General features: G+C 41.2%; 18 protein-coding genes. All 18 read left to right on the forward strand.

Features of this window, described 5'->3' with window-relative positions:
* The first annotated feature begins 68 nt into the window (after positions 1 to 68).
* The 18 genes from IEY67_RS21265 to IEY67_RS21350 all read left to right on the forward strand — a co-directional run bounded on the left by IEY67_RS21265 (position 69) and on the right by IEY67_RS21350 (position 23,742).
* Complete coding sequence (locus tag IEY67_RS21265) at positions 69 to 635, forward strand: RNA polymerase sigma factor (protein ID WP_229801161.1); 567 nt, start codon at positions 69 to 71, stop codon at positions 633 to 635.
* A gap of 67 nt (positions 636 to 702) precedes the next feature.
* Entirely contained in the window at positions 703 to 1,767 is a 1,065-nt protein-coding gene (locus tag IEY67_RS21270) for a FecR family protein (RefSeq protein ID WP_183672313.1), read from the forward strand.
* Between the two features lie 153 nt (positions 1,768 to 1,920).
* The gene (locus IEY67_RS21275; protein ID WP_122375444.1) at positions 1,921 to 5,352 is read left to right on the forward strand and encodes a TonB-dependent receptor; all 3,432 of its coding nucleotides are present in this window, start codon (positions 1,921 to 1,923) and stop codon (positions 5,350 to 5,352) included.
* 11 nt (positions 5,353 to 5,363) lie between these two features.
* The gene (locus IEY67_RS21280; RefSeq protein ID WP_183672314.1) at positions 5,364 to 7,256 is read left to right on the forward strand and encodes a RagB/SusD family nutrient uptake outer membrane protein; all 1,893 of its coding nucleotides are present in this window, start codon (positions 5,364 to 5,366) and stop codon (positions 7,254 to 7,256) included.
* A 27-nt stretch (positions 7,257 to 7,283) separates the two neighbouring features.
* Positions 7,284 to 8,468 carry a DUF5000 domain-containing lipoprotein gene (locus IEY67_RS21285; protein WP_183672315.1) on the forward strand — a complete coding sequence of 395 codons (1,185 nt, stop codon included), beginning with the start codon at positions 7,284 to 7,286 and terminating at the stop codon, positions 8,466 to 8,468.
* A gap of 21 nt (positions 8,469 to 8,489) precedes the next feature.
* Entirely contained in the window at positions 8,490 to 9,197 is a 708-nt protein-coding gene (locus IEY67_RS21290) for a DUF4998 domain-containing protein (protein ID WP_183672316.1), read from the forward strand.
* A 143-nt stretch (positions 9,198 to 9,340) separates the two neighbouring features.
* Positions 9,341 to 11,602, forward strand: a complete 2,262-nt coding sequence (locus IEY67_RS21295; protein WP_183672317.1) for an alpha-N-acetylglucosaminidase — start codon at positions 9,341 to 9,343, stop codon at positions 11,600 to 11,602.
* A gap of 651 nt (positions 11,603 to 12,253) precedes the next feature.
* Positions 12,254 to 15,211 (forward strand): SusC/RagA family TonB-linked outer membrane protein, encoded by a 2,958-nt coding sequence (locus IEY67_RS21300; RefSeq protein WP_183672318.1) that lies wholly within the window; start codon positions 12,254 to 12,256, stop codon positions 15,209 to 15,211.
* Positions 15,212 to 15,234: 23 nt separating this feature from the next.
* A complete protein-coding gene (locus IEY67_RS21305; RefSeq protein ID WP_183672319.1) occupies positions 15,235 to 16,749 on the forward strand; it encodes a RagB/SusD family nutrient uptake outer membrane protein in 1,515 nt (504 codons plus the stop codon).
* A gap of 355 nt (positions 16,750 to 17,104) precedes the next feature.
* Positions 17,105 to 17,983: a cell division protein FtsX gene (locus IEY67_RS21310; RefSeq protein WP_122354217.1), complete on the forward strand. Its 879-nt coding sequence runs from the start codon at positions 17,105 to 17,107 to the stop codon at positions 17,981 to 17,983.
* Between the two features lie 12 nt (positions 17,984 to 17,995).
* Positions 17,996 to 18,238 (forward strand): DUF3098 domain-containing protein, encoded by a 243-nt coding sequence (locus IEY67_RS21315; protein WP_122354218.1) that lies wholly within the window; start codon positions 17,996 to 17,998, stop codon positions 18,236 to 18,238.
* Positions 18,235 to 19,035, forward strand: a complete 801-nt coding sequence (locus IEY67_RS21320; RefSeq protein ID WP_183672320.1) for an undecaprenyl-diphosphate phosphatase — start codon at positions 18,235 to 18,237, stop codon at positions 19,033 to 19,035. Before IEY67_RS21315 ends, IEY67_RS21320 begins: the two co-directional genes overlap by 4 nt.
* A 6-nt stretch (positions 19,036 to 19,041) precedes the next feature.
* Positions 19,042 to 19,773 (forward strand): tRNA pseudouridine(55) synthase TruB, encoded by a 732-nt coding sequence (gene truB, locus IEY67_RS21325; protein ID WP_183672321.1) that lies wholly within the window; start codon positions 19,042 to 19,044, stop codon positions 19,771 to 19,773.
* A 32-nt stretch (positions 19,774 to 19,805) separates the two neighbouring features.
* Complete coding sequence (gene queA / locus IEY67_RS21330) at positions 19,806 to 20,855, forward strand: tRNA preQ1(34) S-adenosylmethionine ribosyltransferase-isomerase QueA (protein WP_122354221.1); 1,050 nt, start codon at positions 19,806 to 19,808, stop codon at positions 20,853 to 20,855.
* 11 nt (positions 20,856 to 20,866) lie between these two features.
* Positions 20,867 to 21,334, forward strand: a complete 468-nt coding sequence (gene folK, locus IEY67_RS21335) for a 2-amino-4-hydroxy-6-hydroxymethyldihydropteridine diphosphokinase (RefSeq protein ID WP_183672322.1) — start codon at positions 20,867 to 20,869, stop codon at positions 21,332 to 21,334.
* A 40-nt stretch (positions 21,335 to 21,374) separates the two neighbouring features.
* Positions 21,375 to 21,563, forward strand: a complete 189-nt coding sequence (locus IEY67_RS21340) for a hypothetical protein (RefSeq protein WP_122354223.1) — start codon at positions 21,375 to 21,377, stop codon at positions 21,561 to 21,563.
* A 248-nt stretch (positions 21,564 to 21,811) separates the two neighbouring features.
* Positions 21,812 to 23,098, forward strand: a complete 1,287-nt coding sequence (gene metK / locus IEY67_RS21345; protein WP_122354224.1) for a methionine adenosyltransferase — start codon at positions 21,812 to 21,814, stop codon at positions 23,096 to 23,098.
* 107 nt (positions 23,099 to 23,205) lie between these two features.
* Positions 23,206 to 23,742, forward strand: a complete 537-nt coding sequence (locus tag IEY67_RS21350) for an RNA polymerase sigma factor (RefSeq protein WP_183672323.1) — start codon at positions 23,206 to 23,208, stop codon at positions 23,740 to 23,742.
* Positions 23,743 to 23,807 lie beyond the last annotated feature (65 nt).

The raw sequence follows: 23,807 nt of genomic DNA on the forward strand, positions 1-23,807 counted from the left end.
ATCAGAACTAAGTCCGACTTATTTTCGGGTGAGCATGAAAAACTGTGTCTGAGCTAATGGAGGGGGAAATGAGATATACTGAAATGTCTGATGCACAATTGTGGATTTTGATAATAGAAAAGGATAAAGCAGCTTTTGAACAACTTTACCGACGTTATTATTCTCCACTATTGGCTTATGCTTTGTCTTTTCGTTTTGATGACGAGATGTCTAAAGATTGTATTCAGGACTTATTTGTCAAGCTTTTTACTTCTGATTCATTAACCCCGATTGAATATGTAAAAGCTTATTTATACAGGGCATTGAGAAACCTCCTGATCGACAGGTCTAATATGGTTATGGAAAGTGTGAGTTTGGAAGAGAATTTAACCATAGATTTTCTGATCGAGGATATTGAACTGGTGAGATTATTTGAAAAGGAAGATGATTATCTTGAAAAAAGTAGATTATTAGTGAAAGCCTATGCTCAGTTGTCGGATAACCAAAAAAATGCAGTTTACCTTTATTATATAAAAGAATTTTCATGGGATGAAATGTCTGTATCTTTGGATATTAACACACATTCTTGTATGAATCTGGTCGCCCGTTCCGTTGCCAAACTCAGGAAAATAATGGGGACAGAAAATAAAAAATGAATTTTTTACTCAAAAAGTGAGGAGTAAAAAGTCTTTTTCCAGTTATACTAATGATATTTCAATAAAAATGGAAAAAGATTATAAACAATTTCAGAAAGTTACAGAGCGATTGACGACTTATCTTCGTATCCGTGAAAATGTACAGAGACGAGGCGAAGACGAGGTGTGGAAAAGAATAGAGGAGAATATTGAAGGAAAGAAGAGATTTCTGTTTAGACGCCGGCTTTCTATTATTTCTACTGCAGCCGCTGTGCTTTTGCTCTTGTTCTTATCGGTTGAGTATCTGTGGCTCAGGGATTCTGATCCTCTGGATGCTTATGTCGCCTTATTGGATGAACCGACATTGGATAGTTCTCAGATTCAGGTCTATTTGTCTCCGGAAGAAAAAGTGATGGTCGAAGAGAATACGGCATCTGTGAGTTACTCACCTAAAGGAAATGTTTCTATCAACCAGATGGAGCAATCGGATACTCTATCAAAAAATAAAGAGCAAGAGTTTAATCAAATCGTTGTTCCCAAAGGGAAATATACTCATTTGACACTTTCCGACGGATCGACTGTCCATATAAATTCCGGTAGTCGTGTCGTATATCCGCGTGTATTTTCTTCGGAGAGCAGGGAGATATATGTTGAAGGAGAGGTCTGTTTGGATGTGACTAAAAATGAAAATGTTCCGTTCATTGTTAAAACAGCGTCTTTCGATGTAAAAGTTTTAGGCACAATCTTTAATGTGAACGCATACAAGGGGGATTCGGATCACGAGGTCGTGTTGATTGAAGGATCGGTCCGTTTGTCCGACCAGCATAAAAACAGGATAGAATTAAGGCCGGATCAGTTGGTTGCGGTCAATCAAGGGAAAATAGGGGAGATAAAAAAAGTTGATGCTTCAGACTATATTGCATGGACGAATGGATTGTTGGTTTTGCAGTCCGAGCCATTGTCTAAAGTCTTTAAAAAGTTAGAACGCTTTTATGGGATTTCAATTCACGTTTCTCCTGATGCCGGTTTGCTGAAGATGAAGGGGAAAATTGATCTGAAACAATCATTGGACGACCTGATCGTGCTGATCTCTTCATCGGCTCCAATTCGTTGGAATAAAACAGACGGAGAATATTATATAGATGTAAAATGAGAGAGATAATACAATTTGTTCAACCTTAAAATTAATAAGCCTATGAGATGATAAAAAGATAAAAATAAAAAATCCGGATAGTATTAGCGGTACTACCCGGATGATTAGATTGAACCAATTTGCATACAGGTTAAATCCTTAAATCACAAAGATATGAATTATAATACATTTAAAATGAAGTGGATGATAAAAAAAATAAAAATCCTCTTCTTTGTTAATCTTTTTTTGACAATTTCGTTGAATCTTGATGCTGCTTCGGTATCGAATTATGCTCAGATAAAACAGTTTACTTTCCATTTTGAGAAAAAAACAATACAAGACGTTTTTAATTATATAGAGCAGAACAGCGAGTTTGTATTCCTTTTTTACGAAAAAGTGTTGGATACGAACCGCAAGGTAAATGTTTCCGTCAAAGATGAATCTATTGAGTCTGTATTAAATAAGTTGCTGAAAGATACTTCAGTGACATACGATATCAAAGATCGTCAGGTTGTATTAAAAAAGAAAGAAGAGAAATCTCTGCCAGTTCCTGCATCGACTCCGCAACAGCAAAAAAGTGTGACGGGAAAAGTAGTGGATGAAACGGGAGAACCGTTACCAGGTGTGGCCATTGTGGTAGAAGGATCTCCTCGTGGTGTCACGACGGATATCGACGGAACTTTTAGTATAGATGTAAAAAGTTCGGACAAGCTGATATTCTCTTATTTGGGAATGGAACCTCAGACGATCCCTGTGGCAAGTAAGAAAGAATTGATTGTCACTTTGAAAGCGAAGGTGGATGAATTGGAAGAAGTTACGGTGGTTGCTTTTGCCAAACAGAAAAAAGAAAGTGTGATTGCTTCCGTTTCAACGGTTAAACCTTCTGACTTGAAAGTTCCTTCCAGTAACTTGACAAATGCTTTTTCCGGGCGTATTGCCGGTATGATCTCTTATCAGCGTACGGGGGAACCCGGAGAAGATAATTCGGACTTCTTCATTCGTGGTGTGACGACCTTTGGTACCGGAAAGTCGAATCCGTTGATCCTGATTGATGGTGTGGAAATGACGACAGAGGACTTGGCCCGTTTGACAACCGATGATATTGCCAGCTTCTCTATTATGAAGGACGCGAATGCAACTGCTCTTTACGGAGCGCGTGGTGCGAATGGTGTGATTCTTGTCAGTACCAAGGAAGGAAAAGAGGGAAAAGTCAGTATTTCCGTTCGGGCAGAAGGTTCGTTCTCTTCTCCGACAGAACAAGTAGGAATTGCCGATCCGGTCACTTACATGCGTATGCACAATGAAGCTGTGCGTACACGTGACCCGTTGGCTGCATTACCTTACTCTACATCAAAAATAGTAAATACGGAAAAAGGATTAAATCCTCTCCAATACCCGGCCATCGATTGGCGTGATATGTTGTTCAACAATCACACGTTCAATCAGCGTTACAACATGAGTATTAGCGGTGGTGGTAAAATTGCCCGTTATTATGTTGCAGCAGCTTATAATAAGGACAATGGTATCATTCAGATGGATAAACGTAATAATTTTAATAATAATATCAGTATCAATAAATATATATTACGTTCAAACATTAATATAGACCTGACAAAATCGACTGAAATCATTGTCCGTCTGCATGGAGCTTTTGATGATTATTCCGGTCCGCTGGACGGTGGTTCGTCTTTATATGAGAAAGCGTTAAATGCCAGTCCTGTATTGTTCCAACCTTATTATCCGGCTGACGAAGCTAATAAATATACTTCTCATATTCTTTTCGGTAATTATGGGGAAGGAAATTATTCGAATCCTTATGCCGATATGGTTAAAGGCTATCAGGAATATAGCCGTTCGACCATGTTAGCTCAATTTGAGGCAAAGCAGAAACTTGATTTTATTACAGAGGGATTATCGGCAAGAGCTTTGTTTAATGTGAACCGATATTCTAAACTGGGTAATTCAAATTCATATAAACCGTTTTATTATTCCTATTCTGCCAATCCGGACAGTCCGGACTTATATAAATTGACAGCCTTGAATCCGGATGGAGGTACAGAATATCTGGAGTTTGCAACCGGAGCCAGGGAGGTAACCAGTACCTTGTATTTTGAAGGTGCGCTTGCTTATCAGAGGGAATTTAATGATAAGCATAATGTTTCCGGAATGTTGGTTTATACAATGCGCGATTATGTGGACAGTAATGCAGAGACATTGCAGTTGGCTCTTCCGCATCGTAACATAGGATTGGCCGGACGTTTTACTTACGGATACGATAGCCGTTATTTTGTGGAGGGTAACTTCGGTTACAATGGTTCCGAACGGTTTGCTAAGAATGAACGCTTCGGTTTTTTCCCTTCTATCGGTTTAGGGTGGATAGTATCCAATGAGTCTTTTATGAAGCCTTATTCCAAGTGGTTAAGTAAACTAAAGTTGAAGGCTACATACGGATTGGTCGGTAACGACCAGATCGGAGAGAATAAAGACCGTTTCTTCTATCTTTCCCAAGTAAACGCAAACGATTCGGGGAAAGGTTTTACTTTCGGCGAATATTTTAATTATACCAGAAATGGTGTTTCCATATCTCGTTATGAAGATCCTTTCATTACCTGGGAAATAGGAAAGAAAATGAACCTGGGACTTGAGTTGAATTTGTGGAATAGTTTGGAGTTGCAGGTGGATTATTTTACGGAACATCGTTCGAATATTCTACAGGAACGTTCATATATTCCGACTACAATGGGATTGCAAGCCACTCCGCAGGCTAATGTTGGTAAAGCCAAAGGGGGAGGTATAGATATTTCCCTTGACTATAATCATTCTTTCTCAAAAGATTTATGGGTATCTATGCGCGGAAATTTTACTTACGCAAGTAGTGAATATGTGGAATATGAAGAACCCGATTACAGTGATACACCTTGGCTGTCGCGTAAAGGAAAGAAAATATCCCAGACATGGGGGTTGGTTGCGGAACGTTTATTCCTGGACGAAGAAGAAGTAAAGAATTCACCTAAACAAACTTTCGGCGATTACGGAGCCGGTGATATCAAGTACAAGGATATTAACGGCGACCAGATCATCGACGATCGCGACAAGGTGCCCATCGGTTTTCCGAAAACACCGGAAATAAATTATGGTTTCGGACTTTCTGCCGGTTATAAAGGTCTTGATTTCTCTTGTTTCTTCCAGGGGTCGGCTCGTTCTTCTTTCTGGATTGATCCTGCAAAAACAGCTCCGTTTGTAGGAAATACTGCTCCGAGAGCCTTGTTACAATATTATGCAGATGATCATTGGTCTGAAGACAATAAGAATATTTACGCTTTGTGGCCCAGGTTATCGGCTAGTCAGGTCAAAAATAATGAGCAGGCCAGTACCTGGTTTATGCGGGACGGTGCATTCATTCGTTTAAAAACTGTGGAAGTAGGTTATTCTTTGCCTCAAAAATGGGTAAAAACGATAAGTCTGGCTAATGTGAGGCTTTATGTGACCGGCAACAACCTTTGTGTCTGGTCGAAATTTAAAATGTGGGATCCTGAGCTGGCTGGCAATGCTTTTAATTACCCGTTACAGCGTGTCTTTAATTTTGGAGTCAATATTAACTTATAAATCAGAATATTATGAAATACTTTTCGAGATTGATCATAATTGCATTGACCTTTTTCTCTACCTCATGTGCAGATTATCTGGATATTGTGCCGGATGATATTGCTACAATAGAGAAATCGTTTAATAACAGGGCGGCAGCAGAACGTTTCTTCTTTACTTGTTACAGTTATCTTCCGAATCCGACGGATATTTGGAATAGTACGGAGCTGATGACCGGAGATGAGATATGGTGGGATATTGATCAACCTAACTGGGTTACCAATCCGGTGACTTATATTGCTAAAGGTAGTCAGAATGCCAATAACCCGTATCTCAACTATTGGGATGGCGAACAAAACGGGAAGAAATTATTTGTGGCAATACGCGACTGCAATATTTTTCTGGAAAATATTGACCGGGTGCATGATATGGAGGAGTATGAAAGGAGCCGCTGGATTTCGGAAGTTAAGTTCCTGAAAGCCTACTATCATTACTATTTAATGACTTTATACGGACCTGTTCCGATCATTGATAAGAATTTACCGGTTTCGGCTTCTCCGGAAGATGTTCGTGTATACCGGGAGCCGGTGGATGATGTTGTAGAATATATTGTGAATTTGATAAATGAAGCTATCCCCGATCTTCCGCTTGAAATTGCTGATAAGACAAATGAAGCCGGACGTATCACGCAGCCTATAGCGGTTGCAATAAAAGCAAAAGCTTTAGTCTGGGCTGCCAGCCCGTTATTCAACGGGAATGCGGATTATATACATTTTGTAGATAATCAGGGACGGAAACTGGTTGATACTGAATTTAAAGTAGAGAAATGGCAACGTGCGGCAACTGCACTAAAAAATGCGATAGATACCTGTGAGCTGGCAGGACATCAATTGCATACTTTTAGACCGACCACTTCTATATCTGATACAACTGCATTAAAGTTGACACTTCGTTCTGCCTTTTCTGAAAAATGGAATAAAGAGGTTGTTTGGGGATCGACGCATGATGTGGGGGCTTTACAAAAACTTTGTATGCCTCACCTGGTCGTAAACAATTTGGGGAACGGTACAAATGAAATATGTGCTACTCTGAAGATTGCAGAACAATTTTATACCGAAAATGGTATTCCTATCGATGAGGACCCTTCATGGGACTACGAAAATAGATATGATACGCAGAAAGTTACGGATAAGGATAAGTTTTATCTGGAACCGGGTGAGGTGACAGCCAAACTTCATTTTAACCGGGAACCTCGTTTTTATGCGACCCTGGGATTTGACAGATCTGTTTTTGAAGGTGCCGGTAAAATCACGGATAATGATAAGTGGTATTTACATGCCCGCAAGAGTGAGATATCCGGATTCAGAAGTACGGGTGAACATATTCCGACCGGCTACTTTATTAAAAAGTTGATCAATTATGAAACAACGGCAGGGACAGCTTCCAATACTTACAACGGCGTTCGCTATTCATTCCCGCTAGTCCGTATGTCCGATCTCTATCTTTTATATGCCGAGGCCTTGAATGAGGCAAACTCTACTCCTGTGGCAGACGTTTATGCATATACCGACAAAGTTCGGGAACGGGCCGGACTAAAAGGTGTTGTCGAATCCTGGAAGAAATCCAAACTGGCTAATAAACCGAATACGCAGGAGGGGATGCGGGAGATCATTCATCAGGAGCGTCTGAACGAACTGGCTTGTGAAGGTGTACGTTCCGCTGATTTGCGCCGTTGGAAAGAAGCTATGGATTATTTGAACCAACCGGTTAGAGGCTGGAATTATCAAGGGGAAACGGCCGACTCTTATTATACGGTGGTGACTTATGCAAACCGTATATTTAAGACTAAAGATTATCTATGGCCGATCAAAACGAATTCTATAACTATTAATTCGAATCTGGTACAGAATCCTGGCTGGGAGTAATATGTAGAAATAATAAAAGAGAACATTATGAAACAGTTAATATATTCATTTTTTTTGTTGGTATTGATCTCATCATGTGCGGAAGATCATATCGGACAAACTCCAACGGATGGTACAGCTCCGTCGACGATCACGGCGGTGGAGGTAGAAAGTACACCCGGTGGAGCTAAGATATCGTATACAATACCTAAAGAAACCGATATTTCGTATGTGAAGGGTGTTTATTATGTAAATAACCGGGAGCATGTGGTGAGGTCTTCCATCTATAAAAACAGTTTGGAAATTGAAGGTCTGGGTACAACGGATCCATTAGATATCACATTATATGTCGTCGATCATAGTGAGAATGTTTCCGAACCGTACGTGGTGACCATCAATCCGTCGACACCGATAGTCGATCTTATATTGAGCTCTGTTAAATTGCAGGCAGACTTTGGCGGTGTCAATGCCACCTGGAACAATGGTTTGGGCTCGGAGATTGGTTTAACTATAATGGCTACAAACAGCAAAGGAGAATTGGAAGATGGCGAAACATATTATTCGAATATGAAAGAAGGTGACTATTCATTTAGAGGTTATGATGATGTCAAACGAGTGTTTGCATTATATCTGACTGATAAGTGGGGAAATGTTTCTGATACCATTCAACAGGAGGTTTCTCCGTATTATGAAATGCAGTTGGATAAGAGCAAGCATAAACGGCTTGTTTTGCCAAAGGATAATAGTACGAACCTGAATACAAATTATACATTCGAAAAAATGTTTGATAATAGCCTTTCGAGTATGTGGCATACAACGGAAAAAGATGGCTCTATACCAATCTATTTCACACTGGATTTGGGTGTCGATGCAAAATTGAGTCGCTTTAAGCTGTATCATCGTGACGGTACGTCCTGGTTCTATAAACATTACAACCCCAAAACATTTGAAGTATGGGCTACCGATACTTATAAAGAAGGAATGGGGGATGAATATTGGACGGAAGAGTGGAAGAATGATTGGGTACAAGTGGGCGATTATGTCACCTTGAAACCTTCCGGAGACGGAACTGTCACCAATGAAGATGCGGAGTATGCTTCTAAGGGATTCGAGTATTCTGCACCTTTGGACCTGAAAAAAGTACGTTATCTGCGTTTTGTCGTGAAAAGTACATGGTCGGGAGCTGCCTATTTGCATATTGCTGAATTGACTTTCTGGGGTAATGATCGATAAACTATTAAAATGAGAATCAGAATGAAAAGTATAATAAAAAACATTGCAGGGTTTATTTGTATCATCATAGGATTGAGCAGCTGTGAAAATATCAATGATGTACATGAAGAGTATCTGAAATGGGGGGAAGAAATCTATACAGGCGTTGTAGATTCATTGGAAGCGTATCCCGGAAATGAGCGTATTAAATTTACCTGGATGATCAATGCGGATCCTCGTATTACTAAAACTGTAATTTACTGGAATGACGGGGGAGATTCTGCTGTTGTAGAAGTCAATCGTACTCAATCAGGTATTATGCGGATGGAAACAAGTTTGAATTTGCCTGAGAATAGCTATATTTTCAAATTTGTGACAAAAGATGATGAAGGTCATAAATCGTTGAACGTAGAAAAAACAGCGGATATTTATGGTTCCAGATATGTTTCTACTTTGCGAAACAGGGAAATCAGAACGATAGTAGCTCAGGAAGGTAATAGCGTTAAGTTGACCTGGAGTTCGATCGAGAGCGAGACTTTATCGTATACTATGATCACTTATACGGATAATACCGAGCCGTCTGATCCGAAGACGATTGAGAAGAAAGTGGAGAATGATATGTCAGAAACCGTCCTGTCGAACCTGAAAGCAGGTGATGAATTTGCTGTGCTTTCTGTTTATCAACCTCATGGTTCACTGGATACTTTTGAAGCGAGTGCAACGGTCTATCATGTCCCGATTGCGGAATAGTAACTGAAAGGTGATTATGAACTGATGGTATGCAGATAATACGTTCGGAATGTGTTATTGTGCATACCATTGGTATGTTTGGAGATAGTTTATTCTAAATTACGAGTATTTGATACTAATAAATAACAAACAAGATATACGAAATGAAACTAAAAATAGCATTATTTATTCTTACAATATTCTGTATTGGATGTACGAAAGACCCGCAGATCCGGGCGGCTTACGATTTGATCGAGCGTGTTACACCCGGATATGGAAAACAGTTCAAACTGGAACTGATCGAACCTGTCGACGGACAGGACGCATATGAAATAACATCCGTAGATGGAAAAGTGCTTCTTCGGGGTAATAATACCGTTTCTTTGGCTACAGCCTACAATCAATATCTGAAATATACCTGCAATGCGCATGTTTCCTGGTTTGGTGACCAGCTGGATTTACCGGAACAGTTGCCTCTCCCTGAAAAAGAAATAAAAAATACGATCAATGGAAAATACAGAGTGTACATGAATTACTGTACTGTCAGCTATACCGCTGCCTGGTGGGACTGGGACCGCTGGCAAAGGGAATTGGACTATATGGCGATGAACTCCATCAATATGCCATTGTCCGTTGTCGGACTGGAAGCTGTGTGGTATAATACTTTATTGAAATATGGCTTTACCGATGAAGAGGCCCGTGCTTTCCTGGCAGGACCCGGACATTTCGCCTGGCAGTGGATGCAAAACCTGCAAAGTTATGGTGGTCCGTTACCGAAGTCCTGGATTGACAGCCATGTAGAATTAGGGAAAAAAGTCATCGATCGGCAATTGGAATTGGGAATGCAACCCATACAGCAGGGATTCTCCGGTTATGTCCCGCGTGAACTGAAAAATAAATATCCGGATGCAAAAATTCAATTGCAACCTTCTTGGTGCGGTTTTACCGGTGCTGCACAGTTGGATCCGACCGATCCGCTTTTCAGTGCTTTTGGACGTGACTTTCTGGAGGAGGAAAAGAGATTGTTCGGTGCGCATGGCGTGTATGCTGCCGATCCGTTTCATGAAAGCCGACCGCCGGTCGATACACCCGAATATCTGAGTGCTGTAGGTAATTCTATCTACGAATTATTCAAAAATTTCGATCCTTCGGCTATGTGGGTTATGCAAGCCTGGAGCCTTCGCGAACCGATCGTGAAAGCCGTTCCTAAAGAACATCTTTTGATACTCGACCTGAATGGCGGAAGAAGCAGACAGGAAAATACTTGTTGGGGATATCCGGTTGTTGCCGGGAATCTACACAACTTCGGTGGTCGTATCAACCTGCACGGTGACTTACGTCTGCTGGCTTCCAATCAATATGTGCTTGCCAACCGGAAGTCGTCCAATGTTTGCGGTTCCGGTTTGTTTATGGAGTCGATCGAACAGAATCCGGTTTATTATGATTTGGCCTTTGAAATTCCGCTTCATGCCGGTGAAGTGGATGTCGAGGAGTGGTTAGGCAACTACGCAAAGCGGCGTTACGGAGCTACTTCTGAGAATGCGCATAGGGCCTGGTTGTATTTGTTAGAAGGTCCGTACCGCCCCGGGACAAATGGTACGGAGCGTAGTTCCATTATTGCTGCTCGTCCGGCACTGAATGTGAAAAAATCCGGTCCGAATGCGGGATTAGGTATTCCGTATTCACCCTTATTGGTTATCCGGGCACAAGGTTTATTGTTGAAAGATGCCGATAATTTAAAGGCCTCTGCTCCTTACCGTTTTGATGTGGTCGATATTCAACGCCAACTAATGTCGAATCTGGGTCAGGCTATTCATAAAAAAGCGGCCGAAGCTTTTGAAAAGAAGGATAAAGCTGCTTTCGCTCTGCATAGCAGCCGTTTTCTGGAAATGCTTCGTGATGCAGATATCTTGTTGCGTACGCGTCCGGAGTTCAATTTTGATAAATGGTTGACTGACGCTCGTAGCTGGGGAACTACCGGTGAAGAAAAAGACTTGCTTGAAAAAGATGCCACAGCACTGGTGACTATTTGGGGAGCTGACGGTGATCCGCTGATCTTTGATTATTCGTGGCGCGAATGGTCAGGTCTGATCGATTGTTATTACCTGAAACGTTGGGAAATGTTTTACGCTATGCTGCAGGAGCATCTGGATATGGGAAAGGATTATTCGGAAAAAGGTCTTCCTATGACCCATGGCCGTGAAGCCTTTCGTGCCAATGAATTCTATAGTCAACTGGGAGATTGGGAACTGGAATTTGTTTCAAAAACCGGCAAAGCCCGTACTCCGGTCATTCAGGGGGATGAAATAGAAACGGTTCAGAAAATGTATAAAAAGTATGCAACTCTAGCCCGGGAATATTATCAGGATGAAATGAAAGCGGATAATATTCAGGAAGGTAACATTTTTGAAAATCTGGGTGAATGATCTGATTGTTGTAATCTGTTAATTGTCACTACTGTTATTTATTCAGGTGTCAGTGTCGTTTCGACTGGCACCTGGATTATTGATATGGAAAAACTACACGAAAGTAAGAATTTTTGTTTACATCTTTTTTTATATGTTATTATGTCGATTGGCAAGGTGAAATAGTGTATGGATTCTCAAATAGCGGATTGTTTTGCATCAAATGATATTCAAGGATAGAAAGGATAAATTAACATAGTTCTCGTAGGACTACGTTCTTAGTAAATGCAAATTTACACATATATTTATTTATATAAATTAAATAGCGGGAGAAAATATAGCAAAACTGTCGTATAACATATATTCTTTTTTATAGACTACCTTATTGCACAAATTGTATTTTAAATGATTTTATTGATTTGTAGCTTGCTTCATATGCTGTTTTATTCCCGCTTAACGCATATTTATTATTCTTTATAATTACAGTTTGTTGTATAAAATATGTTAAGCAGTTTATTTGGCGCTAATTTTTATCACCTCAATTAAAAAAGCGTAAGGCGCTGTTTGGCACTTTATTAAGTTCCTCCTTCATTGTAGACCTCTCTGATAATTTACATAAGTCCTACGAGTACTTAGTATTATAGACTTAATACTCAATCTAAATGTAAAATTATGAGAAGAAGAATGATGTTATTACTTACCTGTTGTATAATAGGTGTAGGTTTGGTGATGGCTCAGTCGTCTAAGGTAACTGGTAAAGTTCTTTCCGATGAGGATGGAGAAGCTATTATTGGAGCGACTGTGATGGTGAAAGGGACAGCTATCGGTACTGTAACTGATGCAGATGGTTTTTTCAGTTTGAGTAATGTCCCGGCTTCGGCAAAAGTTCTGGAAATCTCGTTTGTCGGAATGGAAACGATGACCGTTAAAATCGCTCCGAATCTGACAATCCGGATGAGAAACTCTTCAGAGATGCTGGATGAGGTGCTGATTACAGGAACCTATGGTTCGGCAAAGAAATTAGGTTCAATGGTTGGGTCTGTTGCCGCCGTTAAATCGGAAAAGATTTCTAATCGTCCGAGTGCGAACTTTGCAGACGCTTTACAAGGGCAAGTTGCCGGTCTACAGGTATACACCTCTTCGGGAGAACCGAGCGAAAATGTTTCTATGCGTTTGCGTGGTGTCGGTTCTATCAATTCTTCTACCGAGCCCTTATTTGTTTTGGATGGCTCCCCGATTTCCAGCGGTGTTTTTACCGCTTTGAACCCGAGTGATATTGAAAATGTCACAGTTTTGAAGGATGCGTCGTCAACATCCATTTACGGTTCCCGTGCAGCGAATGGTGTCGTGATAATTACAACTAAGCGTGGTAAAGGTTCAAAACCTACGGTTAGCGTTAAAGGACAGTATGGCTTTTCACAGCCGGCGTTGCCTACAACGGAAATGATGAACACGACGCAATATTACAATTTCTGGAAAACGGTTAAGCCGGATGCCAATCTTTCTACGGTTGAAAAATACATGAATATGGGAATTTCTACCGATTGGGCTGATTATTTTTTGAAGGATAATGCCCCGACATGGCAATTGGATGCAAGTATTACAGGTGTTGCCAATAATACGAACTACTTTATTTCTGCCAGTCATTATGATGCGGAAGGTGTGGAACCGGCTTCCGGTATGCGTCGTGAAACATTACGTAGTAATATTGATTCAAAAGTATTTAGCTGGCTGCGGGTAGGGCTGAATTTGGGTTTGTCTTATGAAGATTTTGAGACAAACGGATTTGCCAGTACAGGAAATAGTTGGTATAATGTTGGTACTTTAAGCCGTTGGGCTGTCCCTTATGAAACTCCTTATGAAATAATAGAAAACGCGGATGGCAGTATATCCTATGGTAAGCGGAAAGATTTACTGGATGTGCTGGGACTGTGGAATCCATATTATTTATTAGAAAATCAACCGACTGAAAAAAATAAAATTCGTCTTTATGGGAATATGTTTGAAGAACTGACTCCGGTTAAGGGACTGACAATTCGTGCTGCCCAGGCTATGGATGCATTTGATTACAGGTATCGCTATAAAAGTTTACCGGCCAGATATAATAATTATTCCGGCAGTGCTGCCGAAACTTTCCAGCGGTATTCTTCTTTTACGTTGACTAATACGGCTGAATATAAGTTTGATATCAATAAGTCGCATAACCTTACAGCCCTGGTGGGGCAAGAGTCGATTATATACGATGGCAGTTCTTTCGGAACCAGCGTAGATGGCATAACCGATTCTCGTTTGTCGATGGTAAGTCATGGTACAACATACAAAGCGCCGAGCGCGAGTCTGAAGAAGAAAACGATGAACTCTTTCTTCGCACGCGCGGAATATAATTTCAATGAAAAATATTATCTGGATGCCTCTTACCGTACGGATGGTTCTTCTTTGTTTGGGGTAAACAAACGCTGGGCTTCCTTCTTTTCTGTTGGGGCTATGTGGAATATGAAGAAAGCACAATTCCTGGCTGATGTAGACTGGTTGGACGAATTGCGTGTGAAAGCCAGTTATGGTACAACCGGTAACTCTGCATTTGAAGGTGACCCCTATTACCCATCCTTAGGATTGATCGGTACAGGACTTTACAACGGGAACCAGAGTTTCGGAGTTTCTTCCGTACAAAATGACGATCTGACCTGGGAAAAACAAAAAACATTGAATATCGGCTTCAATTCACGTTTCTTTAATCGCTTGAGTATCGACTTTGACTTCTATAACAAGGTGACGACGGATATGTTGATGACGATCCCGTTCTCTTATACAACCGGTCATGATTCAGGGTGGGGAAATATTGGCAGTATGTTTAATCGTGGTATCGAACTTACCGCTTCTTATGATATAATCTCCAATAAAGATCTCTTTTGGAGTGTTTCGGCTAATATCAACTATAACAAGAACCAGATTACAGAATTGTTTGGCGGACGTGATGAGTATGTAGTGGCTAATACAGGTGTTAAATATGAAGTAGGTAAAACATATGGCGATTTCTATTATGTGAGATGGAAAGGCGTTGATCCGCAGGACGGACAGCAAATATGGCTGGATAAAGACGGGAATGAAACAAAAACTTATTCTGAAGATAATGCCGTGTTTACCGGAAAAAATCAATTTGCACCCTGGATAGGTGGTTTCAATACCCAGTTTTCCTGGAAGGGTTTCACTTTGAATGCGGACTTTTCTTTTATGTTGGGTAAATATATGATCGATAATAACCGCTACTTCGTTGAAAATCCGAATTTCGTCGGACAGTTAAACCAGGCTGTCGTGATGGAAAATATGTGGACAACACCTGGGCAGGTAACGGATATTCCGGCAGCAAATTCTGCAATTCAATTTGATACTCACTTGATTGAAAATGCATCGTTTATGCGTCTGAAGAATTTGACGATCGGTTATAACCTGCCGGACAATTTATTAAGAAAAACAGGCTTTATCCGTGGTGTCAGAGTCTTTGCTGTTGGCCGTAACTTGTTGACTGTTACAAAATATCAGGGAGCGGACCCGGAGGTGGATTCAAACTTGCAGTTAGGTAAATATCCGAATACCCGCCAGTTCTCATTTGGTGCTGAATTTACGTTCTAATAATTTGTAAAAAGAAGAAAATCATGAAGAAAAAATCTATTATATTGTCAGTTGCGACCTGTTGCTTTGCTGCTTTTACGGCTTGCGATATGGATTTGGCTTCGGAAACAAGCATACCTACCAATCAATCTGTTCTGTCTGTACAGGATTGTGGGAAATATAGTAATTTGTTCCATGCGGAATGGCGTGGTTATGTGCAAAATGCCTATACCATGGATGCGTTGGTCCAGTCAGGATTGATAACAGCCACGGCTGATTACGGAAATACGTATGGTGCTTTTTACCGCTGGGATTATACTATTACAGATGGTGCTTTTTCTGGCTGTTGGAGTAATAATTATAATTTTATAGCAAACGCCAACGTCCTGTTGAAAGGGGCAGAAGCTTTATTAGCAGATAATTCGTTATCGGATGCTGATCGGAATGAAATCCGGCTTTATATGGGCCATGCTTATTTTACAAGAGCGTATGCTTATTTTGAGTTGGCTCTTCATTTCTGTAAAAATTACGATCCGACTACCGCTGCTAAGGAATATGGCGTTCCTCTTGTGGAAGAATATAATTCGACTCCATCTATCGCCGGAACTTATCCGGGACGTAGTACGCTGGAAGAAACTTATAAACAGATTGATAGCGATTTGGCAAAAGCAGAAGAATATGTAACGACAACAGGAGAGATAAACTCTGCTTATATCACGGCTGATGTGGTAAAAGCTTTAAAAGCCAGAATAGCATTGGAAAAAGAGGATTACCCGACTGCTATATCTGCCGCTACCGCGCTGATAAACAGTGGTACTTATCCATTGATGACAGACGGTGATGCTTATGCTGATATGTGGCTGCATGACAACGGAACGGAAGCCATCTGGCAGTTTGCTATGGTGAAAGCCAAAGAAACGGGACCGAATGCCTTGGGTAGCGCTTTCTGCGGTATTATAGATAAATTACCCCGCCCTTCTTATTTGCCGACTAACACTGTATTGAATTTGTATGATAAGGAGAATGATATTCGTTATAATGCCTATTTTACGTATGACTCGATCGATGCCCAGACTGTTCCGGACTTTATGATTACGTATTGTAAGAAATGGCCGGGTAACCCTGAATTGTATGAAGGAAAGAGCAATAACATAAATAAGACCAAGGCTTTCCGTATTTCAGAAATGTATCTGATTGCGGCTGAGGCTTATGCGATGTCGGGAGATGAAACGAATGCTTCCGCGATGTTGAATAAATTGAAGACAACCCGTGTGAAAGGATGGAGTGATAAGTCTTACAAAGGCGATGCTCTGATAAAAGAAATTCAGGATGAGTATGTCCGTGAATTATTCGGTGAACATCCTTACCTCTTTGACCTGAAACGTTGGAAGAAAGGGCTGAACCGTTCTTCAAGCGAAGCTCAGGATATTTCTTATCTGCCTGCTTTGGGCACGGATATGGTAAAGGCTGCTGATGATTATATGTGGGTATGGCCGATCCCTAAAGATGAGATCGATGCGAACCCGCAGATTAAAGGGCAGCAGAATACAGGGTATTAGTAAATCCGGAATATTATTTTTTATGAAATGAAATTTTAATATAGTCCGAAACCTTACATAACACACTTAAAAAATAAAGGGAATGGCTGGATGTGAATCTCGCCATTTCTCGTTTTACACAAGTCTTATAGATATTTTTTTATTATGTGAGATTATGCAATAGACTCATTTGAAAGTGTCTGTGTTTAGCTTCATGTCGAAATTTGAAGTTCTCTTGATAAAGCTCTATAATTGGTTAAATAATTATAATCTGCTGCCTGTCTCACAATTTATTCGTTCTTTTGCAGAAAAATTGGGAGGTATGTGCTCTGTACGTATCTCCCCAATTTGTTGAATAATAATAAGGTTACGTCTGATGGCTGAAAATAATAAGGTTAACTCGGTTTCTTTCTTTAATTCACGTCTTACATCTATTATAAGTATAGCCCTGGTATTATTTTTACTCGGGTTGATTTTGTTGATGGGACTGCTGGGGAATCAGTTATCGGTCTATGTGAAGGAAAATATATCCTTTTCCATTGTTTTGAAAGATAACCAGAAAGAGGCGGAGATCAAGAAGATGCAAAAAAGCCTGGACGCACTACCTTTTATCAAATCCACAGAATATATCTCGAAAGAACAGGCTGCGAAAGAACTGGAAGAGGAATTGGGGGAAAATCCCGAGACTTTCCTGGGCTTCAACCCTCTGCAGGCATCTATCGAAGTAAAGCTGCATTCCGAATATGCCAATCCGGACAGCCTGCAACATATTGAAAGGAAAATTAAAACATATACTTCCGTTTCAGATCTGCTTTATCGTAAGGATATGATGCAGATGGTTAACGATAATATGAAACGCCTGAGCATTATCCTGCTTACGCTGGCTGTTATGTTGATGGCCATATCGTTTGTTCTGATCAGTAATACGATCCGTTTGTTGATCTATTCCAAACGTTTTTTGATCCATACAATGAAACTGGTTGGAGCGACTTCCGGTTTTATCAGGCGTCCTTTTGTGCGCTATAATGTGGTAAGCGGTATTTTTGCATCCATTCTGGCAATATTAATGCTGACCGGTTCGTTATATTATTTACAACACGAATTGGACGGTTTTATCCAGTTATTGGATATGAAGGCTTTATTGGTGGTTTTTGCCGCAGTGTTCCTCTTAGGGATCTTGTTGTCGGTAACAGCTACTGTATTTGCTGTAAACAAGTACCTCCGTATGGGTGTTGATAAGTTGTATTATATATAATAAACAGAAAAGATGGCTAAGAGAGATTTTGCTTTCGGAAAAGAAAATTTTATTCTGATCGCGGTTGCCGTGGCAGTGATCATTATTGGTTTTATGTTGATGAGTGGAGGAGGTTCTGCCGATGCAACCAGTTTTAACCCGGAAATATTCAGTACACGTCGTATTGTGGTGGCTCCGGTTGTGACGATGATCGGTTTCGGCCTTATGATTGTAGGTATCCTGAAAAACAGCAAAAGTAAAGAAGTTACGGAATGAGTTGGTTTGAAGCCTTGGTGCTGGGGATCGTACAGGGACTGACGGAGTATCTTCCTGTAAGCAGCAGCGGACATCTGGCAATCGGATCGGCGCTGTTTGGAATTGAAGGAGAAGAGAATCTGGCATTTACAATCGTAGTCCACGTGGCTACGGTATTTAGTACATTAGTTATACTCTGGAAAGAGATCGAATGGATATTCCGCGGATTGTTCAAGTTTCAGATGAATAGTGAAACCCGTTATGTGATCAATATCCTGATTTCTATGATACCGATCGGTATTGTCGGAGTATTTTTCAAAGATACAGTTGAAGCTATCTTTGGCTCGGGTTTGCTGATAGTCGGTTGCATGTTGCTGGTAACGGCGGCATTGCTGTCTTTCTCTTATTATGCAAAGCCCCGACAGAAAGAGAACCTTTCGATGAAAGATGCTTTTATTATCGGTTTGGCCCAGGCTTGTGCCGTTTTGCCCGGACTTTCACGTTCCGGAACAACGATCGCTACAGGTTTGTTGCTGGGTAATAATAAAGCTAAACTGGCTCAATTCTCTTTCCTGATGGTCATTCCCCCGATTCTGGGTGAAGCCCTGTTGGATGTATTGAAGCTGGTAAAAGGCGAAAATATTGCCGGAGATATTCCGACGCTTTCGCTGGTTGTCGGTTTTGTAGCTGCTTTCCTTTCCGGTTGTCTGGCTTGTAAGTGGATGATCAATATCGTGAAAAAAGGAAAGCTGATCTACTTTGCTATTTATTGTGCGATAGTCGGACTGATCACTATTGCATGTACATTGATGAAGTAATATAGAATGGATTTTATAGCAGGAGAGGTTTTATATTTTAACAAGCCGCTGACGTGGACTTCGTTCGATCTGGTGAACAAGTTCCGTTACAAATTATCGCGGAAGCTGAAAGTAAAAAAAATAAAAGTCGGACATGCCGGAACGCTGGATCCGCTGGCTACCGGGGTCATGATCGTTTGTACCGGGAAGGCAACCAAGCGGATCGATGAATTCCAGTATCAGACAAAAGAATACGTGGCAACCCTGAAGCTTGGGGAAACGACGCCTTCCTTTGATCTGGAAAAGGAGATAGATGCCGTATATCCGACGGAACATATAACTCAGGAGATGGTCGGGGATGTGCTGAATTCGTTCGTAGGAACGATCCAGCAGATCCCGCCGGTTTTTTCAGCCTGCAAAGTGGACGGAAAGCGTGCATACGAGTTGGCACGTAAAGGGGAAGAAGTGGAGTTGAAGTCAAAAACACTGGTGATCGATGAGATGGAACTGCTGGAATGCAGCCTGCCGGTCATTAAAATCCGTGTGGTATGTAGTAAAGGTACTTATATCCGTGCCCTGGCACGTGATATCGGTGTTGCCTTGAATTCGGGCGCCCATCTGATCGGATTGGAGCGTACCCGGATCGGAGATATAACATTGGATAAATGCATGAATCCGGAAGAGATAGATGCTTTTCTGGAGGAAGCGGTCGGAGATCGTGTGGCTGATGAAGCCGGAGCGGCTCCGATAGAAAAATGATAAGAATAAAAGAAAATAAATAAAGTAACATTATGAAGCTATCTAAATTCAAATTTAACTTGCCGCAGGAACAGATCGCTCTTCATCCCGCAAAGAACAGGGATGAATCCCGGTTGATGGTTGTACACCGTAACACAGGGGAGATCGAGCATAAAGTCTTTAAAGACCTGTTGGAATATTTTGGAGAAAAAGATGTATTCATCTTCAACAACACGAAAGTTTTTCCTGCCCGTTTATATGGTAATAAAGAAAAGACTGGTGCACGTATCGAAGTATTTTTGCTGCGTGAACTGAACGAAGACCTTCGTCTTTGGGATGTCTTGGTCGATCCTGCCCGTAAAATCCGTATCGGTAATAAACTTTATTTCGGGGAAGACGATTCGATGGTAGCCGAAGTGATCGATAATACTACGTCACGCGGTCGTACCTTGCGTTTTCTGTATGACGGAAACCATGATGAGTTCAAAAAAGCATTGTATGCTTTGGGAGAGACTCCGCTTCCTAAATATATCGATCGTCCGGTAGAAGCGGATGACGAAGATCGTTACCAGAATATCTTCGCGAAAGAAGAAGGTGCGGTAGTGGCTCCGGCCGCCGGCCTGCATTTCAGCCGCGAATTAATGAAACGTCTGGAGATCAAAGATTGTCGTTTTGCATTCCTTACAGTTCATTCCGGATTGGGTAATTTCCGCGAAATAGATGTGGAAGACCTGACAAAACACAAGATGGATTCCGAACAGATGATCGTGAATGGGGATGTCGTGGATATCGTGAATACAGGTAAGGACGACGGTCGTCAGATCTGTGCTGTCGGAACTTCTGTGATGCGTGCGGTAGAAACTGCTGTAAGTACGGATGGACATCTGAAAGAGTTTGAAGGATGGACAAATAAGTTCATTTTCCCTCCTTATGATTTCAGCGTGGCTACCAGTATGATCACCAACTTCCACATGCCGTTGTCTACTCTTTTGATGATGACTGCTTCATTCGGCGGATATGACCTGATCATGGATGCTTATGATGTGGCATTGAAAGAAGGATACCGTTTCGGTGCCTATGGCGACGCAATGTTGATCATCTAAGACGTACGTTTATGGCTATTGCATACCTGGCTTTAGGTACGAATATAGGAAATAAAAGACGGAATATGATAACGGCCACTGCGCTGTTAGCTGAAAGGGTGGGAGATGTTCTCGCCCTTTCCGGTTTTTATGAAACCGAACCCTGGGGATTTCAGTCGGAGAATACGTTCCTGAATGCTGCTTTGCAGCTCGAAACCTCTTTATCTCCGCTGGGGCTACTGGAAGCAACCCAACAGATCGAGGTGGAGATGGGACGTACGCAGAAAAGTAACGGTACTTATCATGACCGTATCATCGATATCGATATTCTGCTGTATGACGATCTGATCCTGCAGACGCCGGAACTGACATTGCCGCATCCATTGATGCAGGATCGCCGGTTCGTGATGGAACCCTTGCTTGAAATAGCTCCGAACGTGGTTCATCCGGTGTTTAAAAAGACAGTTGTTTCCCTTATGCGGGAACGCAACATTTTGTAACTTCATACTGTTTTCAAATAAAACAATAAAAGATAAAGCAATGAACGATATAGAAAAGATCCTGACCGGTGGAGGAATGGTTTTCAAGAAGGCCAAGGAAGAGAACGCCGGAGAAAAAAAAATCAAATACGCTGATTTCCTGAAAGGTACCCATAAATCGGGTTCAGCAAAGATGAAAGCTGAATACAAGTATAAAAAAGCACTTCGTAACACAAAGAAGAAAAAATAATTTTGAATTTTCAATTTTGAATTGTCAATTAATTCTTATCTTTGTCTCCGAATTGATGTGGATAGATTTGTATTGCTTGCAACCACAGGAAAAAATGCTAAAAACAAGTTACTTTTCTTTGCCGTTCGGCATATATATCCTTCCGTTATCAATTCATTATTATTAATCAATTGTCTGTTGTTGATTGATTTTAGGGGTGTCTGACATCTAATTTCAATTTTCAGTATTCAATTTTCAATTAAAAAGTAATGAGTTATTTATTCACCTCCGAATCGGTGTCCGAAGGGCACCCCGATAAAGTAGCCGATCAGATATCGGATGCTTTGCTGGATGAGTTCCTTGCTTATGACAAGAGCTCGAAAGTTGCTTGCGAAACCCTTGTTACAACCGGACAGGTTGTCTTGGCTGGAGAAGTTAAATCAAGTGCTTATGTAGATGTGCAGGAAGTTGCACGCGGTGTGATCGAAAAAATCGGTTACACGAAAAGCGAATATCAGTTTGAGGCCAAATCATGCGGCGTATTCTCTGCTATCCATGAACAGAGTGGCGATATCAACCGTGGCGTTGAGCGCGAAGACCCTTACAACCAGGGGGCTGGCGACCAGGGTATGATGTTCGGATATGCAACGAATGAAACTGAAAATTACATGCCTCTGGCCCTCGACCTTTCACACAGTTTGTTGTGGGAACTGGCTGAGATCCGCAAGAATGAGAACGACCTGATGCCTTACCTCCGTCCGGATGCAAAGAGCCAGGTCACTATTGAATATGATGACAACGGCAAGCCGTTACGCATCGACACGATCGTTGTTTCTACCCAACATGATGAATTTATCGGTCCGAAAGGTATCAGCCAGGAAGAAGCCGATATCGCCATGCAGAAGAAGATTGCAGCCGATGTGAAGAAGATCCTGATTCCGCGTGTGAAAGCGCAGTATCCGGCTTATGTACAAGCCTTGTTCAACGATGATATCATTTATCATGTAAATCCGACCGGTAAGTTCGTGATCGGTGGTCCTCATGGTGATACAGGTCTGACCGGACGTAAGATCATTGTGGATACATACGGTGGAAAAGGTGCTCACGGCGGTGGTGCATTCTCCGGAAAAGATCCTTCGAAAGTTGACCGTTCTGCTGCTTATGCAGCCCGCCATATTGCGAAAAACCTGGTTGCCGCAGGTGTTGCTGACGAAATGCTGGTACAGGTTTCTTATGCGATCGGTGTAGCAAAACCGATGAATATTTTCGTAAATACGTTTGGTCGTGCCAATGTAAAAATGACAGATGGCGAGATTGCAGAAAAGATCTGGGATCTTTTCGACATGCGTCCGAAAGCGATCGAAGAACGTCTGAAATTACGTAATCCGATCTATCTGGAAACAGCTTCTTACGGACATATGGGACGTAAACCGGAAATTGTTACCAAGACATTTACTTCTCGTTATAACCCGGAACCTACTATTTGTGAGGTGGAGTTATTTACCTGGGAGAAACTGGATTATGTGGATAAAGTGAAAGAAAGTTTTGGATTGTAATAACTAACTTATAAGTTCTAGAGTAGACTCCTGTTCTGAAATATCTCGGAGCAGGAGTTTTTTTATATTATTATCGTTATTTTTGCCGAATAAGGATTTGTTATAATATGAGTGAAGAAGTCTTTTGCGTACAAAAAATAAAAGAGGGGGATCAGATGGCATTCTGTTCTTTTGTCGAATTGTACTCGAAAGATTTGTATTATTTTGCCTTGGGGTATGTAAATGTCCGTGAACTGGCGGAAGAAGTTGTAAGCGATGTATTCCTGGAGGTCTGGAATAACCGTGCCCGCCTTGACGAAATAATCCATATCAAGTCATGGTTACTTGTTTTGGTCCGTAATAAAGCTATTTCTTATCTGCGAAAAGAGCAGCCGGATACTACCGTTTCATTTGACGAGATAGACGATTTTCATGTTCCTTTGTTCCAGTCACCGGATAATAAAATGATAAGCCGGGAGGAGATCGCTAAGATCAACCAGGCAATTGCTGCATTACCACCAAAATGCAAAGAAGTATTCGTATTAGCCAAAATAGAAAAACTACCCTATAAAAAGATCTCAGAAATGCTGAATATTTCCGTGAAAACAATCAATGTGCATATTTCAAAGGCTCTGAATATCATATCTGGAATTCTTTACGAATAAATTATTTGAGAAAATCCCTTTTTAAGTAGGACATTTTTTTTTCGTCTGCGTCTTTTATATGTAAG

The sequence above is a fragment of the Parabacteroides faecis genome (assembly GCF_014647375.1).
GTDB classification, from domain to species: domain Bacteria; phylum Bacteroidota; class Bacteroidia; order Bacteroidales; family Tannerellaceae; genus Parabacteroides; species Parabacteroides faecis.